The sequence below is a fragment of the Pararhizobium mangrovi genome (assembly GCF_006516965.1).
GTDB lineage: Bacteria > Pseudomonadota > Alphaproteobacteria > Rhizobiales > Rhizobiaceae > Pararhizobium_B > Pararhizobium_B mangrovi.
This window is the reverse complement of record NZ_VHLH01000029.1, coordinates 15,823-31,998: the sequence shown is the minus strand read 5'-3', so window position 1 is coordinate 31,998 and position 16,176 is coordinate 15,823. Positions and strand designations below refer to the sequence as shown.

Sequence of the window (16,176 nt, the reverse complement as noted above, 5' to 3'; positions counted from 1 at the left end):
AGAAGATCACGGCTGCCCGAACGATTACAATTAGCTTACGTTGGATCATTAGGGGCAGCTTTTCCGACGCCGCCGCCGAAACCGGACAGCCTGCTCACGGCCCGCAAATGTGTCCCACCAGCCAGTCGAGAGCAGTCTGGTTCGATTATCGGCTTACGCTTGAAAGTACGACGGGTTGGTTGGCCATTCCTCGCTCTTTTTCGTGAACTCGCCTAATCTGACGCGATGATGATCGATCAAGCGGAGGATGCGCAGCCGTGCCGTATTCTCGTCCTCGGTGGCACCGGCACGATCGGGCGCGCGACCGTGCGAACGCTGGTAGCGCGGGGGCATGACGTCGTCTGTCTCGTCCGGACCCAGCCGGATCACGCGGACTGCCTTTCGTGTTCTACAACTGATCTGGGCCTATCGGGAGTGGACGTTCGCCCGTGCGACGTGACGGACGGCGCGTCGCTTGCGCGCGACGGCATTCGGGGCGAGCGGTTCGATGCCATGCTCTCATGCCTCGCATCGCGGACCGGTACAGCGCGCGCACCTCGCAACGCAGCGATACCCGTAATTGGCAAAACGACCACCGCAACCAAAGTGTGGGGTAAATTGGTGCTGCACGTTCGACAAAATACAGAAAAACACGCAATTACAGTAACTTGACAGGGTAGAGTGGCGGAGAGGGTGGGATTCGAACCCACGATACGGTTGCCCGTATGCCGCATTTCGAGTGCGGTGCATTCGACCACTCTGCCACCTCTCCGCGGGGTCCGGTCGGCGCTTGTTCGGCGCGGGCGCCTTCTTAGCGATTGCGGGGGAGCGGGGCAAGGGGAGGGGGTGCGGAATCGGCTTGTCGGCTTGACTTTTCATGCGCGTGTTCGTATTGCCCGCGGGTTCGCATGCGGGACCTCGTCTCGCGTGCGCTCTATTCGTGGTGCGCTCTCGATCGAGGGGCGCCTGTGGTGCGTCGGGTTTCGGCGCATCCTGCGGATGCAATCGACTGACAAGAAGACGGTCGCCGGCCTGGCATCCATAGCCTGCCGGCAGGTCGTTTGAGAACACGGGAAAGGTCCAAAATGTTCGCAGTCATCAAGTCCGGCGGCAAGCAGTACCGCGTCGGTGCGGAAGACGTGCTTACCGTCGAGAAACTCGCCGGCGAGGCGGGCGACACCGTCGAGTTCGCCGAAGTGCTCATGGTCGGCGAGGGCGCGGACGCCACCGTCGGCACGCCCTTCGTCGAAGGTGCCAGGGTCATGGCCGAAGTCGTCGACCAGGGCCGCGCGCGCAAGGTCATCGCCTTCAAGAAGCGCCGCCGCCAGAATTCCAAGCGTACGCGCGGCCATCGCCAGCATCAGACGGTCGTGAAGATCGGCGAGATCCTGACGAACGGCGCCGAACCTTCGAAGAAGGCAAGCGCGACGAAGACGCCGGCCGCTTCGAAGACGGACGGCGCGAAGGCCGATACGAAGGCGGGTCAGCCGGGCGAGCCGACGCTTTCCAACGCCGCCCCGGCGGACAAGGGCGCGCTCTTCACCGCACCGGTCGGCGATGGCGACGACCTGACCAAGATCAAGGGCGTCGGCAAGGTGGCGGCCAAGCAGCTCAACGAGCAAGGCATCACCACGTTCGTGCAGATCGCCGGCCTTTCCGATGCCGACATCGAGCGCGTCGACGAGGCCATGCCGTTCAGCGCCGCGCAGCTTCAGGATTGGCGCGAGCAGGCCAAGGAACTCGCCAAGTAGGGCTTTCGACCCGAACGGTATCAGGAATTCAAGGAGTTAAAGAACCATGGCACATAAGAAAGCCGGCGGTTCCTCGCGCAACGGGCGCGATTCGGAGTCCAAGCGCCTCGGCGTCAAGAAGTTCGGCGGCCAGGCCGTGCTCGCAGGCAACATCATCGTGCGCCAGCGCGGCACGCGCTGGCATCCGGGTGCGAATGTCGGCCTCGGCAGGGATCATACGATCTTTGCGAAGGCGGAAGGCAACGTTTCGTTTCGAAAGAAGGCGAACGGGCGCACCTACGTATCCGTCATGCCAAAGGCAGACGCAGCGGAATAGCCGGCATCCGCGAACATCAGCCGGCGTCTCATCGACCCGGCCGCATCGTTCAGGCCACGAAGTCCGAAAGGGGGAGATGGGGCAGACCATCCCCCCTTTTCTTTCGGACCGAGGAAGGAGCCGACGATGCAAGCCGATCCCCAATGGAGCCGGAGCAGGGACGACAGCAGTCCCGGACCCGGCGAACGTCTCTCGCCCGAATGTCCGATCCTCCTGACCGAGCGGCTGGTGCTCAGGCCGCCGCACGTCGAGGATATCGACGCGATTGCCGATCTCGCCAACGATGCCCGCATCGCGACCATGGTCTCGCGCATGCCGCATCCCTATACGCGCAAGGACGCGGTGGATTTCGTCCGAAACGCGAAAAAGGGCGCGATCGGCAAATGCGTCTATGCGGTAACGCTGGCGGAAACGGGCACGTTCTGCGGCTGTTGCGGTCTCGATCCGCAGCCGGAAGCCGATACGCTGGAACTCGGCTACTGGCTGGGCGCGCCGTTCTGGGGAAAGGGCTACGCGACGGAGGCGGCGCATGCGCTCGTCGACATGGCCTTTCGCACCCGCGACATCGACCGGTTGCATGCGCGCTGCCGCGTGACGAACGCCGCGTCCAGGCGGGTCATCGAAAAATGCGGTCTCCAGTACCAGGGCGAAACGACGGTGGCTTCGCTGGCGCTCGGGCGGCAGGTGCCGGTGCGCTGGTACAGGCTCGACCGGACGACGTGGATCTCGCTGCGCAGCTGGTCGGGAAAGCCCGCCATCGCCTCGACGTAGGCGACCGGGAGGATGTGACGACCGGCGGGCGGCTTTCCGTCCGCCGGGCAAAGGTTTTGACCGTGAAGGGGCGGGCCTGTAACGCTCGTTCCGGTGCGGGATCGGCCCGGCCGAAGGGGCCGCGCCCGGCAAGGATGGCGTTTCGACCATGAAGTTTCTCGATCAGGCACGCGTTTTCATCCGCTCGGGCGACGGCGGCGCCGGCTCCCATTCGTTCCGGAGCGAAAAATATGTCGAGTTCGGCGGCCCGGACGGCGGCGACGGCGGGCGGGGCGGCGATGTCTGGGCGGAGGCCGTCGCCGGCCTGAATACGCTCATCGACTTTCGCTATCAGCAGCACTTCAAGGCGAAGATCGGCATGCACGGCATGGGGCGCAACCGCACCGGCGCGCGCGGCGCGGACGTGACGCTGAAGGTCCCCGTCGGAACGCAGATCTTCGAGGAGGACAACGAAACGCCGATCTGCGACTTCACGGAGGTCGGCCAGCGCTACCGCCTCGCGGCAGGCGGAAACGGCGGTTTCGGCAACACCCATTTCAAGACGTCGACGAACCAGGCCCCGCGGCGCGCCAATCCGGGTCTCGAAGGCGAGGAAAAGACCATCTGGCTGCGGCTGAAGCTGATCGCCGATGCCGGCCTCGTCGGCCTGCCGAACGCCGGCAAGTCGACCTTCCTCGCGACCGTCACGCGCGCCCGGCCGAAGGTCGCGGACTATCCCTTCACGACGCTGCATCCCCATCTCGGCGTCGCCTCGTTCGACGACGGCGAGTTCGTCATCGCCGATATTCCCGGCCTTATCGAAGGCGCGCACGAGGGTGTGGGGATCGGCGATCGTTTCCTCGGTCATGTGGAGCGCACGCGCGTGCTGATCCATCTCGTCTCCGCGCGCGAGGAGGACGTCGCGCTCGCCTACCGCACGGTGCGCCACGAACTCGAAGCCTATGGGCACGACCTTGCGGACAAGCCGGAGATCGTCGGCCTTTCGCAGATCGACGTGGTGGACGAGGAGACGTTGGCGGAGAAGCGAGCGTCGCTCGCAGCCGTCTGCAGCAGCGATCCCTTCGTGCTTTCCGCTGCCGCACATACGGGGCTCAGGCCCGTTCTCGGCGCCGTGCGCGGTGCCATCGACGCTGCGAAGGAGATCGAGGCGCGGTCCGTGCGTCGCTTCGGAGCCGTTCCCGACGAAGGCCCCGTGAAAGCCGACGGCGATGCCTGAAAAGGGTGAGCGGATCGCTGGCTTTCGGCGCGTGGTGGTGAAGATCGGCTCGGCGCTGCTCGTCGATCGCCGCTGCGGGCTGAAGGGCGCTTGGCTCGATTCCCTGTGCAGCGATCTGGCGGCACTGAAAGCTTCGGGTGCGGACGTGCTCGTCGTCTCCTCCGGCGCGATCGCGCTCGGGCGTTCGGTTCTCGGCCTTCCCGCCGGCGCGCTGAAGCTGGAGGAAAGCCAGGCGGCGGCGGCCGTCGGTCAGATCGCACTCGCACGTGCCTGGTCGGAGCGTCTTTCCGATCACGGCCTTGCGGCTGGCCAGATCCTGCTCACGCTCGGCGACACGGAGACGCGACGGCGATACCTGAACGCGCGCGCCACCGTCGGCCAGTTGCTCGGTTTCGGCGCCGTGCCAATCATCAACGAGAACGACACGGTCGCGACCGGCGAGATCCGCTACGGCGACAACGACCGGTTGGCCGCACGCGTGGCGACGATGAGCGGCGCGGATTGCCTCGTCCTTCTTTCCGATGTCGACGGGCTCTATACGGCGCCGCCCGGCAGCGACCCGGATGCGCGCCATCTGCCGCACATATCCGCCATCACGCCGGAGATCGAGGCGATGGCCGGCGATGCCGGTTCGGAGCTTTCGCGCGGCGGCATGCGCACCAAGATCGACGCCGCGCGCATGGCGACGGCCGCCGGATGCGCCATGGTCATTGCCTCGGGCAAGCTCGACCATCCGCTGGCGGCGATCGACGACGGGGCGCGCGCGACGTGGTTCGCACCGGCCGGAACGCCCGTGACCGCACGCAAGACCTGGATCGCCGGTCAGCTGGTGCCGGGTGGCAGCCTCGTCATCGATGCGGGCGCCGAACGGGCGCTTACGGCCGGCAAGAGCCTGCTGCCGGCCGGCGTTCGCGCCGTTTCCGGCCGTTTCCGGCGTGGCGACGGGGTCGCGATCACCGATGCGAACGGGCGCGAGGTCGCGCGCGGGCTTTCGAGCTACGATTCGGAGGAAGCGGCGCTGATCGCCGGTCGCAAGTCCGGTGAAATCGAAGCCGTTCTCGGTTACGCCGGCCGGGCGGCCATGGTCCATCGCGATGACATGGTGTTGACAGGCTCGGGCGAGCCCGCGAAGGAAAACGCTGGACTGGCTTTGCCGCGGGGCGAAGCGGAGGGACATGCCGATGCTTGACGAAACGGCGGCAAACGCCTCGACCGCCGAAATCATGGACGGGATCGGCAAAGCCGCGCGTGCCGCAAGCCGCCCGCTCGCGACCTTGGGTGGCGAACGGCGCCGTGCGGCCCTTCTCGCCATGGCCGAGGCGATCCGGGCGGCGAGCGATACGATCCTTAAAGCCAATGCACGCGATGTGGCGGCAGCGCGCGAGAGCGACATGGGTGCGGCGATGGTCGACCGGCTGGCGCTCGATGCGGACCGCATCGAAGGCATCGCCACGGGAATCGACGCCATCGCCGACCTGCCGGACCCGGTCGGCTCGGTGATCGCGAGCTGGGACCGCCCGAACGGGCTGAAGATCGAGCGGGTGCGCACGCCGCTCGGCGTTATCGGCGTCATCTACGAAAGCCGGCCGAACGTCACCGCCGATGCCGGTGCGCTCTGCGTCAAGGCGGGCAACGCCGTCATCCTGCGTGGCGGTTCGGACTCGGTGCACTCCTCGCGGGCGATCCATGCCTGCCTGGTCGAAGGCCTGAAGACGGCCGGCCTGCCGGGCGAGGCGATCCAGCTCGTGCCGACGACGGATCGCGCGGCCGTCGGCGAGATGCTCGCCGGGCTCGACGGAAATATCGATGTCATCGTGCCGCGGGGCGGCAGGAACCTCGTCGCGCGCGTCAGGAACGATGCGCGCGTGCCGGTGTTCGCTCACCTCGAGGGCCTTTGCCACGTCTATGTGGATGCCTCGGCGGATCTCGACATGGCGAAGGCCGTCGTCGTCAACGCCAAGATGCGCCGGACGTCGGTCTGCGGTGCGGCCGAAACGCTGCTCGTCGATCATCGCGCCGCCGGCACGCATCTCGGCCCGCTGATCGAAGCGCTCGGCGAGGCGGGCTGCGAAGTCCGCGGCTCGGCCGCGGTGGTCGATCTCTTCGCCGACGTCGCGCCCGCCGTCGCAGCGGACTGGTCCACCGAATACGGCGACGCGATCATCTCGGTGGCGCTCGTCGAAGGCGTCGAAGGGGCGATCGCCCATATCGAGCGCTATTCCTCGCATCATACCGAGGCCGTCCTCGCCGAGGATGCGACCGTCGTCGAACGCTTCTTCGACGAGGTGGATTCGGCGATCCTGCTCCACAACGCCTCGACGCAGTTCGCTGATGGTGGCGAGTTCGGCATGGGCGCCGAGATCGGCATCGCCACGGGCAAGATGCATGCGCGCGGGCCGGTCGGCGTGGAACAGCTCACCTCCTTCAAGTACCGCGTGCGCGGCAGCGGTCAGACGCGGCCTTGACGGTCCGTCCCGTAGCGCCGGGCGCGATCCGGCCGGTCGAGCCGGTCGCGCGTCGTCATCTGCGCATTCCGCGCGCCGAGCCGGGGCTTGTCGTCGGTCTCTTCGGCGGCTCGTTCAATCCGCCCCATGCCGGCCATCGGCTGGTGGCCGAGATCGCCGTCCGGCGGCTCGGGCTCGATCAGCTCTGGTGGATGGTCACCCCCGGCAATCCGCTGAAGGACCACGGGGAACTGGCGCCGCTTCCCGAACGCATCGCGCTCAGCGAAGCGTTGACCCACGACCGGCGCATCCGCGTGAGCGCGTTCGAGGCCGCGTGGACGCTGAACTTTTCCGCCGAGACGATCGCGCTCGTTCAGGCGCGAAACCGCGGCGTGCGCTTCGTCTGGGTCATGGGCGCGGACAGCCTTGCGAGCTTCCACCGATGGCAGAACTGGCAGGAGATCGTCCGACGCCTGCCGATCGCCGTGATCGACCGGCCAGGCTCGACGCTGTCCTTCCTTTCGGCCAAGCTCGCGAAGACCTTCGGCAACGCCCGCGTGGACGAGGAGGACGCCGGCGCGCTCGCCCGGATGCGGCCGCCGGCCTGGACCTTCATCCACGGTCCGCGTTCCTCGCTGTCGTCCACCGAATTGCGCCGTACGCGCTCCGGGCGGGCGGGGCATTCGGAAGCGTGATACGGAACGTCTTGAAACCTTCAATTTTGCGAGGCTATGATTACATCGTTGTTTGTGAGCCGGAGTCGGATGCTCGAGCGCATCGCTTCGAGTTTCGATGAGCCGGTTCGGTTCGTTCGTCCACGGGAAGGAAAGACACTGCGAACAGCACACAAGGGAGACGCCAAGAGCGTGTTCTCGACAGCGCCGGAAAGCGGAACGGAAATCGCCGACCGGGCGCTTCGCATCGTCCTCGACAGCCTCGACGAGGCAAAGGCCGAAGACGTCGTTTCCATCGACATATCGGGCAAGTCCGCCCTCGGCGACCATATGATCGTGGCGACCGGGCGGTCCAACCGTCACGTCATGGCGGTCTGCAACCAGTTGCTCGGCGCCCTCAAGGAGCAGGGCTTCGGCTCGGCGCGCGTCGAAGGGCTCGACCATGGCGAATGGGTCCTGATCGATGCCGGCGACGTGATCGTGCACGTGTTTCAGCCCGAGATCCGCGATTTCTACAATCTCGAGAAGATGTGGATGATCCCGGATCTCGCCGACGATACCGTGCACTAGGCTCGAGCCCGTCGGCAGGGACGACGCCGCAAGACGCGTTCGATCGCTGCGGACGGACGGGCCGAGCCGGAATCGTGCCGGGCCGGTGAAGGGAGAGACCGATGCGCGTGCGCATCCTCGCCGTCGGCCGGCTGAAGGCCGGGCCGGAACGCGAACTCGTGGCGCGCTATGCCGACCGGCTGGCGAAGATCGGACGCGGCCTCGGCCTGGAACCCGACACCACGGTGGAGATTCCCGAAAGCCGCGCCGGCGATGCCGCCACGCGCCGGCGCGAGGAGGGGGCAGCATTGTCGCGCGCGCTGCCGGAACGGACGGTCCTGTTCGCGCTCGATGAACGCGGCAAGCCGCTCGATTCGCAGGCGCTCGCCGCGCATATCGGTGATTTCCGCGATGCCGGGCGGGCCTCGCTCAGCCTTCTGATCGGCGGGGCGGACGGCCTCGATCCGGCGTTGAGCGAGCGTGCCGACGTGACGATCGCGCTCGGACGCATGACATGGCCGCACCAGCTCGTCCGGGTCATGCTTTGCGAGCAGCTTTACCGTGCGGCGACGATCCTCGCCGGACATCCCTATCACCGCGCGGGATAGCGCCCGTTCGAGGGGTGTTTACCCGGCAGTCGGTGTCATGGTTAATGCCGCCTTAAGTCTTCGACCCGTAGCCTCGATCGCGATGATTGCTGCCATTCGTCCATCTCGCAGAGACCGCCCGTGGCCCTTTCGCGGCACGACGATGCTCGCGCTTTCGACGATGCTTGCGCTTCTTCTCGTGCCGGCACGTGCCGAGAAGAACCCTTCCGACAATACCGACGTCGCACAGCCGATTTCCACCGCGACAAACGACGCCGCGACCGGCGATGCCACCGATCCGGATGCGCTGGTCAAGAAGGCGCACGATCAGGCCGAGGCGCTCGCCGAGCGCAAGCGTGAGACGCGCGCGGAGATCGACCGCCTTTCGAACCAGCTGTCGCTTTCGAAGGACGAGGTCGCCAAGCTCAAGGCACGCATCGACGGGCTCGCCAAGGATCGGGCGGCACTTCGCGACGAGCTCGTCTCCGCGGCGTCGCAGCAGAAGGATCTCGAGACACGTCTGTCCGACGACGAGGACCGCCTGGCGGCGCTGAAGACGGAGCAGGACGGGATTCACGCGAATTTGAAGGCGCATCGCGGGCGCCTTGCCGAGGTGCTCGGCGCGCTGGAGCGCATGGGCCAGGACCCGCCGCCGGCCCTGCTCGTGGAGCCGCGGGACGCGCTTTCGTCCGTGCGAAGTGCCATCCTGCTCGGCTCGGTCGTGCCGAGGATGCGCGGACGCATGCGCGCGCTTCTCGACGAACTCGACCGGCTTGCCGCCGTGCGGGCGTCGATCGCCAAGCAGCAGGAAGGCGTGAAGGCGACGCTTTCCCAGCTTGCGGAGCAGAAAACGCGGCTTTCCCTGCTGATCGAGAAGAAGAAGGCGCTGCAGTCGCATAATCGCGATCGCCTGCAGACGCAGAGCGAGGAGGCCAAGCGGCTCGCCGACCAGGCGAGCAGCCTTCAGGACTTCATCGGCAAGCTGGACAGCCAGATGGATACGGCCGAGGCGACGATGCGCCAGGCGCGACTTGCGCAGGAGCGCCGGCGCGCCGAGACGGAAGCGGAGCTGCAGGCCGCCCGCCGGCGCGTGGAGAACGGCCTGCCCGACAAAAACCGCATTACGCCCGCATACGCGTTTTCGTCCCTGAAGCATGCGTTGAACCTGCCTGCGGCCGGCCGGATCGTGCACGGCTTCGGTGACGACGACGGCACGGGCCACGCGCTGAACGGCATCATGGTCTCCACCCAGCCGGGCGCGGTCGTCACGGCGCCGGCCGACGGGAAGATCGTCTATGCGGGTCCGTTCCGCAGCTATGGCGAACTCGTCATCCTCGACGTCGGCGACGGCTACCATCTCGTCATGGCCGGCATGGAGGAGATCGACGTGGACGAAGGGCAATTCGTCGTCGCCGGCGAGCCGGTGGCGCAGATGGGGCAAACGAGGCTTGCCGCCGCCTCGGCATTGGCGGTAGTCTCCGGACAACCGACGCTCTACATCGAGTTTCGAAAAGACGGCAAGCCGGTCGATCCGTCGCCCTGGTGGACGCAAACAGTTTCTGGAAGGGTGAAGAATGGTACGTAAAGTCTCACTGGTCGTGGCGGGCGCGCTGGTCGGAGCGGCGGCCATGGGTGCGGTTCAATCGTTCTCTCTGCCGGCCGAAGCGGCCGGATCGCAGACCTACAAGGAACTGTCGATCTTCGGCGACGTCTTCGAGCGCGTGCGCGAGCAGTACGTGCGCAAGCCGGACGAACAGAAGATGACGGAAGCGGCCATCAACGGCATGCTTTCCTCCCTCGACCCCCATTCGAGCTACATGAACGCCGAAGAAGCGCGCGACATGCGCACGCAGACGCGCGGCGAGTTCGGCGGCCTCGGCATCGAGGTCACGATGGAAGACGACGCCATCAAGGTGATCACCCCCATCGACGACACCCCGGCGAAGAAGGCCGGCGTTCTCGCCGGCGACAAGATCACCGAGATCAACGGCAAGTCCGTTTCCGGCATGACCCTTCAGGACGCCGTGGAGGAAATGCGCGGACCCGTCGACACCAAGGTCGACCTGACGATCGACCGCGAAGGCGCCGCCAAGCCGCTCCACGTCACGATCAAGCGCGACACGATCTCCGTCGCGGCGGTCAAGTCGCGCGTCATCGGCGACATCGGCTATGTCCGGGTCATCTCGTTCACCGAGAAGACCTATGATGGGCTGAAGAAGGCGATCCAGAACATCCAGCAGAAGGTCGGCAAGGATAAGATCAAGGGCTACGTCCTGGACCTTAGGCTCAACCCCGGTGGTCTTCTGGACCAGGCGGTCGACGTTTCCGACGCGTTCCTGCAGGGCGGCGAAGTCGTCTCCACCCGCGGACGCAATCCCGAGGAAACCCGGCGCTTCAATGCGACGAAGGGCGACCTGACGGACGGCAAGCCGGTGATCGTCCTCATCAACGGCGGAACGGCCTCGGCTTCGGAGATCGTCTCCGGCGCCCTTCAGGACCATCACCGCGCGACCGTGCTCGGCACCCGATCCTTCGGCAAGGGTTCGGTGCAGACGATCATTCCGCTCGGCGAGAACGGTGCCCTGCGGCTGACGACGGCGCTCTATTACACGCCGTCGGGCAAGTCGATCCAGGGCACCGGCATCAAGCCGGACATCATGATCAAGGAGCCCATTCCGGACGATCTCAAGGACAAGATCCAGGCGCCGGCCGAGACCGAACTGAAGGGCCACATCAAGGGCGCGGACGAAACCAATACGGGTTCGGGTTCGCTCGCCTACGTGCCGCCGGATCCGAAGGACGACGTGCAGCTCAACGCGGCGCTCGACCTGATCCGCGGCAAGACCAAGAACGCGGCCTATCCGCCGAGCGACAAGGATCAGGCCAAGGCGGACACGCCGGATCAAGCTTCGAGCAAGTAAGGTCTGACAGGATCGATCGTGCCGGCCCCTGGTCGGCACGATCTTTTTATGCGGCGTCGCTCTTCGATCGGGGATCGAGACGCCCGATCGAGGCGAGAGGCGGGTGCGGAGCGAACTCGACAGGCCACTCGGGCAGGATGCCCCGGCACCGCGCGAACCTCGCGGCCGACCCGCCTTGCGCGTTTTCGCCGGCGTCTTCGTCGCCGGTCTCGTCATCGGCGGATCGATCTTCACCGCGCTCGACCGTCCCGTCTTCGGAAGCGGCCGTAACGGCTCGCTCGTGATCGCAAGCCGCAAGGGCGAACCGGCAAAGCCGGCTTCCGCGAGCGCACCGACCCCGGCTCCTTCGAAGCACGCCGCCGCTCCGTCGACCGCGACCCCGGCTCCTTCGAAGCACGCCGCCGCTCCGTCGACCGCGAGCCCGGCTCCGGCGAACGCGCACGCGGTTGAGACGAAACGGCCCGTCCCTTCAACGACCCCCGGCACGATGCAGAGCGCTTCGGCCGAAGGGCAGCAGAGCCTCGACGGCATGAAGCTGATGCATGTCGGCGGAAACGATACGGGCCCGGCGGTCGTCGCCCCAGGCGAATACGATACGGGCGGTCTTTCCTATAATCCCGCTGCCAGCCTGACCCACCAATCCGACTTCGGGCCGCTTCCCGTGAAGGGCCCGGACGGAACGCGGCCGATGGACGCCTATGCGCGAACGGCGGCGACCGGATCCGGCGCGCCGGTCGCGATCGTCGTCGGCGGCCTCGGTCTCAGCCAGACGGGAACGCAGCGCGCGATCGACGAACTTCCGTCCGGCGTGACGCTCGGATTCTCGCCGAACGGCAACAGTCTTCATCGCTGGCTGCAGGCGGCGCGCAAGGCGGGCCACGAGGTCATCCTGCAGGTGCCGATGCAGCCCTACGGCTACCCTGCCAACAGCCCGGGTCCGCACACGCTTACCGCAGAGGCTGCCTCGAAGGACGAGCTCGGCGAGCTCCATCGCGCCATGGGCCGCATCACGAACTACGCCGGCGTGATGAACTACATGGGCGGCCGGCTCCTTTCCGACGCCGACGCGTTGAAACCGGTGCTGAACGACATCGATGCGCGAGGCCTCTATTTCCTCGACGACGGCTCCGCCGCCCAGTCGCGCGTGGCGACGATGGCCGCACGGATCGGCATGCCCTACGCGGTCGCCGATCTTACCCTCGACGAGGGGTCGGGACGCTCGGCGGTCGAGGATGCGCTCGACAAGCTCGCCGATCGCGCGCACCGTCAGGGCAGTGCCATCGGCGTCGCGTCGGCGTTTCCGACGACCATCAGCGCCGTCGCCGACTGGGCCGCGGCGGCCCAGGCGAACGGCATCCGCCTCGTCGGCGTGTCGCACCTCGTTCATCGACCGGACACGGACACGCAACTGCAAGGAAACGCCGAATGACGGATGGCGCACCGAAGCGCGAAGACATGCCCTATCGCCCCTGCGTCGGCATCATGGTGCTCAACGGCGAGGGCGAAGTGTGGGTCGGCCATCGCAAGGTCGAGATCGACGACGAGAACGACGGTTCGCAGATGCTCTGGCAGATGCCTCAGGGCGGGATCGACGAGGGCGAGGAGCCGCTTCAGGCCGCCTACCGCGAACTCTACGAGGAAACGGGCATGCGCTCCGTCACGCTCGTTGGCGAGGCGCCCGACTGGTTGACCTACGAGCTGCCCGACACGGTGCTCGGCACCGCGCTCAAGGGGCGCTACCGCGGCCAGAAGCAGCGCTGGTTCGCTTTTCGCTTCGAGGGCGAAGAGAGCGAGATCGCCGTCAATCCGCCGCCCGACGGCCACCCGACGGAATTCGATTCCTGGTCGTGGACACCGATGCGCCGCGTGCCGGAGCTGATCGTTCCGTTCAAGCGACCGGTCTACGAAGAGGTCGTTGCGGTCTTCGCTCCGCTCGCCGGGGCGTAGCCAACGATCGTTGGCCATAAAAAAGCGGGCTCGACGGCCCGCTTTTTTTCGTCTCGTGTAGTCGCGGCCGCGTTAGGCCGGAATGACGGTGTTCTTGATGGTCGAGAGCTGGTGCAGGTAGGTCGCCATGTCGGCCTTCTCCTCCTCCGAATCCATCTTTTCCATCCGCTCGTGCGCTTCGTTGATCCAGCCTTCGACCTGCTCGCTGTTCGCGTCGTCGACATGGATCGCCGATTCGGCAAGCACCGTGCAGCTTGCCGGCAGGATGTCGGCGAAGCCGCCGAAGATGACGTAGCGCTCTTCGGTCCCGCTTCCGTCCGTGACCCGCACGACGCCGGGATTGATCGTCGTCATCACGGGCGCATGGTCCGGCATGACCGTCATTTCGCCGTCGCTGCCGGGAATGACGGCCTGGCGGGCTTCGCTTGAAACGAGAAGCCGCTCGGGAGAGACGAGTTCGAAGGTGAAGGTGTCCGCCATGGTCGCGCGATCGCCTTTGCGAAGAAGGAAAAAGGGCCGCGCCGGGTCGTGCCCGCCGCGGCTCGCTCATGCGTCGGTCAGGCCGCTTCGCTGGCCATCTTCTTGGCCTTCTCGACGGCCTCTTCCATGTTGCCGACGAGGTAGAATGCCGACTCCGGAAGATCGTCGTATTCGCCCGCGCACAGATCCTTGAAGCCCTGGATCGTGTCCTTGAGCTCGACCAGCTTGCCGGGCGCGTTGGTGAAGATCTCGGCGACGAAGAAGGGCTGCGAGAGGAAGCGCTCGATCTTGCGCGCGCGCGCCACCGTCAGCTTGTCCTCCTCGGAAAGCTCGTCCATGCCGAGAATCGCGATGATGTCCTGCAGCGACTTGTAACGCTGAAGGATCTGCTGCACCTCGCGCGCGACACCGTAGTGCTCGTCGCCGACAATCGACGGGTCGAGCATGCGCGACGTCGAGTCGAGCGGATCGACGGCCGGGTAGATGCCCTTTTCGGCGATCGAACGCGAAAGCGTCGTCGTCGCATCGAGGTGGGCGAAGGTCGCAGCCGGTGCCGGGTCGGTCAGATCGTCGGCCGGCACGTAGATGGCCTGCACGGACGTGATCGAGCCCTTGCTCGTCGAGGTGATGCGCTCCTGCATCTGGCCCATGTCGGTCGCAAGCGTCGGCTGGTAGCCGACGGCCGAAGGAATACGGCCGAGAAGCGCGGAAATCTCCGTGCCTGCCTGGGTGAAGCGGAAGATGTTGTCGATGAAGAGCAGCACGTCCTGCCCCTGGTCGCGGAAGTGCTCGGCGACCGTCAGGCCAGTGAGCGCCACGCGGGCACGCGCGCCGGGCGGCTCGTTCATCTGGCCGTAGACGAGGGCGGCCTTGGAGCCTTCGCCGCCGCCTTCCTTGTTCACGCCGGACTCGATCATCTCGTGATAGAGATCGTTGCCCTCGCGCGTGCGCTCGCCGACGCCGGCGAAGACGGAATAACCGCCGTGCGCACGGGCGACGTTGTTGATGAGCTCCATGATGAGCACGGTCTTGCCGACGCCGGCACCGCCGAAAAGGCCGATCTTGCCGCCGCGGGCGTAGGGCGCGAGCAGGTCGATGACCTTGATGCCCGTGACGAGGATCTCGCTGCTCGTCGCCTGGTCGACGTAGAGCGGCGCTTCCTGGTGGATGGCGCGCCGGCTTTCCGTCTTCAGTTCGCCGGCTTCGTCCACCGGCTCGCCGATGACGTTCATGATGCGGCCGAGCGTCTCGTCGCCGACCGGCACGGAGATCGGCGCGCCGGTGTCGGTCACGTCCTGGCCGCGCACGAGGCCTTCGGTGCCGTCCATGGCGATGGTGCGCACCGTGTTCTCGCCGAGGTGCTGCGCGACCTCGAGCACGAGGCGGTTGCCGTGATTGTCGGTCTCGAGCGCGCTCAGGATCTCCGGCAGGTAGTCGTCGAAGCGCACGTCGACGACGGCGCCGATGACCTGGCTGATCGTGCCGGTGCCGCCCTTGCGGTTGCTCGGCGCGTTCGTGCCGGTCGTGGCGCTTTTCTTCGCGGCGGGCTTCTTTTCCGCCGTCACGTCGGTCTCGGTTGCTGCCTTAGCCATCGTGAATGACCCTTTTCCTTGGAATTCCTCAGAGCGCTTCGGCGCCCGAAATGATCTCGGTAAGCTCGGTCGTGATCTGCGCCTGGCGCTGGCGGTTGTACTGGACCGACAGGTCGTCGATCATTTCGCCGGCGTTGCGCGTCGCGTTGTCCATGGCGGTCATCTTGGCGCCCATCTCGCCGGCCGCGTTCTCGAGCAGGGCGTGGAAGATCTGCACCGAGATGTTGCGCGGGATCAGGTCGCCGAGGATCGAGCCGGCGTCCGGCTCGTATTCGTAGATCGCGCCGCGCAGCGGATCCTCGCCGTTTTCCCTTTTCGGCTCATCGCTCGCGTCGCCGCTTTCCGGCTCGACGGCAGCGGGAATGATCCGCTGGCCCGTCGGCGTCTGCGTCATGACGTTCTTGAATTCCGAATAGTAGAGCGTACAGACGTCGAACTCGCCCTCTTCGAAGAGGCCGATGATCTTCTTGCCGATGCCGTCGGCGTCGGAAAAGCCGATCTGCTTGACCTCGCGCAGGTCGACGCGCTCGAGGATCTGCTTGCCGAACTCGCGGCGCAGCATGTCGTGACCCTTCTTGCCGACGCAGATGATCTTGACCGTCTTGCCCTCGGCCATCAACGCCTCGAGATCGCGGCGCGCGCGGCGCACGATCTGTGCGTTGAAGCCGCCGCAAAGGCCGCGTTCGGCCGTGCAGACGACGAGCAGATGCGTGTCGTCCTTGCCGGTGCCGGTCATCAGCTTGGGCGCGTCGTCGTCACCGCCGAGCGAACCGGCGATGTTGGCGAGAACGGCGCCCATGCGTTCGGAATAGGGACGAGCGGCCTCCGCTGCCTCCTGCGCCTTGCGCAGCTTGGCGGCGGCGACCATCTGCATCGCCCTGGTGATCTTCTGCGTCGACTTGACGGAGGAGATCCGGTTTTTCAGGTCCTTAAGTGAAGCCATCCGGTC

16 protein-coding genes, 1 tRNA gene and 1 pseudogene are annotated in these 16,176 nt (G+C 66.3%); 14 read left to right on the top strand and 4 right to left on the bottom strand.

Annotation, left to right across the window (positions count from 1 at the left end; genetic code table 11):
* Positions 1-225: 225 nt before the first annotated feature.
* Positions 226-531: pseudogene (locus tag FJU11_RS18640) on the top strand (NmrA family NAD(P)-binding protein); the annotation flags it as partial.
* 130 nt (positions 532-661) lie between these two features.
* Here FJU11_RS18640 and FJU11_RS14500 read toward each other — a convergent pair.
* A tRNA-Ser gene (locus FJU11_RS14500) sits at positions 662-751 on the bottom strand.
* 313 nt (positions 752-1,064) lie between these two features.
* Between FJU11_RS14500 and FJU11_RS14495 the strand changes: the two genes are divergently transcribed.
* The 13 genes from FJU11_RS14495 (at position 1,065) to FJU11_RS14435 (ending at position 13,155) form a co-directional block, all read left to right on the top strand.
* Positions 1,065-1,730, top strand: coding sequence for a 50S ribosomal protein L21 (locus FJU11_RS14495; protein ID WP_141167789.1), 666 nt, complete (start codon positions 1,065-1,067; stop codon positions 1,728-1,730).
* 46 nt (positions 1,731-1,776) lie between these two features.
* Positions 1,777-2,046, top strand: a complete 270-nt coding sequence (gene rpmA, locus FJU11_RS14490) for a 50S ribosomal protein L27 (protein ID WP_141167788.1) — start codon at positions 1,777-1,779, stop codon at positions 2,044-2,046.
* 126 nt (positions 2,047-2,172) lie between these two features.
* On the top strand, positions 2,173-2,817 hold the full coding sequence (locus FJU11_RS14485) for a GNAT family N-acetyltransferase (RefSeq protein ID WP_141167787.1): 645 nt from the start codon (positions 2,173-2,175) through the stop codon (positions 2,815-2,817).
* 148 nt (positions 2,818-2,965) lie between these two features.
* Complete coding sequence (gene obgE / locus FJU11_RS14480) at positions 2,966-4,033, top strand: GTPase ObgE (protein ID WP_141167786.1); 1,068 nt, start codon at positions 2,966-2,968, stop codon at positions 4,031-4,033.
* A complete protein-coding gene (proB, locus tag FJU11_RS14475; protein ID WP_141167785.1) occupies positions 4,026-5,222 on the top strand; it encodes a glutamate 5-kinase in 1,197 nt (398 codons plus the stop codon). Before obgE ends, proB begins: the two co-directional genes overlap by 8 nt.
* Positions 5,215-6,498: a glutamate-5-semialdehyde dehydrogenase gene (locus FJU11_RS14470; RefSeq protein ID WP_141167784.1), complete on the top strand. Its 1,284-nt coding sequence runs from the start codon at positions 5,215-5,217 to the stop codon at positions 6,496-6,498. The genes proB and FJU11_RS14470 overlap by 8 nt, the downstream gene beginning before the upstream one ends.
* On the top strand, positions 6,495-7,172 hold the full coding sequence (locus FJU11_RS14465; protein ID WP_235891043.1) for a nicotinate-nucleotide adenylyltransferase: 678 nt from the start codon (positions 6,495-6,497) through the stop codon (positions 7,170-7,172). Before FJU11_RS14470 ends, FJU11_RS14465 begins: the two co-directional genes overlap by 4 nt.
* A 69-nt stretch (positions 7,173-7,241) precedes the next feature.
* Positions 7,242-7,721, top strand: coding sequence for a ribosome silencing factor (gene rsfS / locus FJU11_RS14460; protein WP_141167783.1), 480 nt, complete (start codon positions 7,242-7,244; stop codon positions 7,719-7,721).
* Between the two features lie 101 nt (positions 7,722-7,822).
* Positions 7,823-8,308 carry a 23S rRNA (pseudouridine(1915)-N(3))-methyltransferase RlmH gene (gene rlmH, locus FJU11_RS14455; protein WP_141167782.1) on the top strand — a complete coding sequence of 162 codons (486 nt, stop codon included), beginning with the start codon at positions 7,823-7,825 and terminating at the stop codon, positions 8,306-8,308.
* 142 nt (positions 8,309-8,450) lie between these two features.
* A complete protein-coding gene (locus FJU11_RS14450; protein ID WP_181408194.1) occupies positions 8,451-9,872 on the top strand; it encodes a murein hydrolase activator EnvC family protein in 1,422 nt (473 codons plus the stop codon).
* Entirely contained in the window at positions 9,862-11,208 is a 1,347-nt protein-coding gene (locus FJU11_RS14445; RefSeq protein WP_141167780.1) for a S41 family peptidase, read from the top strand. The genes FJU11_RS14450 and FJU11_RS14445 overlap by 11 nt, the downstream gene beginning before the upstream one ends.
* A gap of 175 nt (positions 11,209-11,383) precedes the next feature.
* Positions 11,384-12,637, top strand: coding sequence for a divergent polysaccharide deacetylase family protein (locus FJU11_RS14440; RefSeq protein WP_141167779.1), 1,254 nt, complete (start codon positions 11,384-11,386; stop codon positions 12,635-12,637).
* Entirely contained in the window at positions 12,634-13,155 is a 522-nt protein-coding gene (locus FJU11_RS14435) for an RNA pyrophosphohydrolase (protein WP_141167778.1), read from the top strand. Before FJU11_RS14440 ends, FJU11_RS14435 begins: the two co-directional genes overlap by 4 nt.
* A 72-nt stretch (positions 13,156-13,227) precedes the next feature.
* Here FJU11_RS14435 and FJU11_RS14430 read toward each other — a convergent pair whose 3' ends face one another.
* The 3 genes from FJU11_RS14430 to FJU11_RS14420 all read right to left on the bottom strand — a co-directional run bounded on the left by FJU11_RS14430 (position 13,228) and on the right by FJU11_RS14420 (position 16,170).
* Complete coding sequence (locus FJU11_RS14430) at positions 13,228-13,635, bottom strand: F0F1 ATP synthase subunit epsilon (protein ID WP_141167777.1); 408 nt, start codon at positions 13,633-13,635, stop codon at positions 13,228-13,230.
* A 77-nt stretch (positions 13,636-13,712) separates the two neighbouring features.
* On the bottom strand, positions 13,713-15,227 hold the full coding sequence (gene atpD, locus FJU11_RS14425; protein ID WP_141167776.1) for a F0F1 ATP synthase subunit beta: 1,515 nt from the start codon (positions 15,225-15,227) through the stop codon (positions 13,713-13,715).
* Between the two features lie 28 nt (positions 15,228-15,255).
* A complete protein-coding gene (locus FJU11_RS14420) occupies positions 15,256-16,170 on the bottom strand; it encodes a F0F1 ATP synthase subunit gamma (protein WP_141167775.1) in 915 nt (304 codons plus the stop codon).
* Between the last annotated feature and the right edge of the window lie 6 nt (positions 16,171-16,176).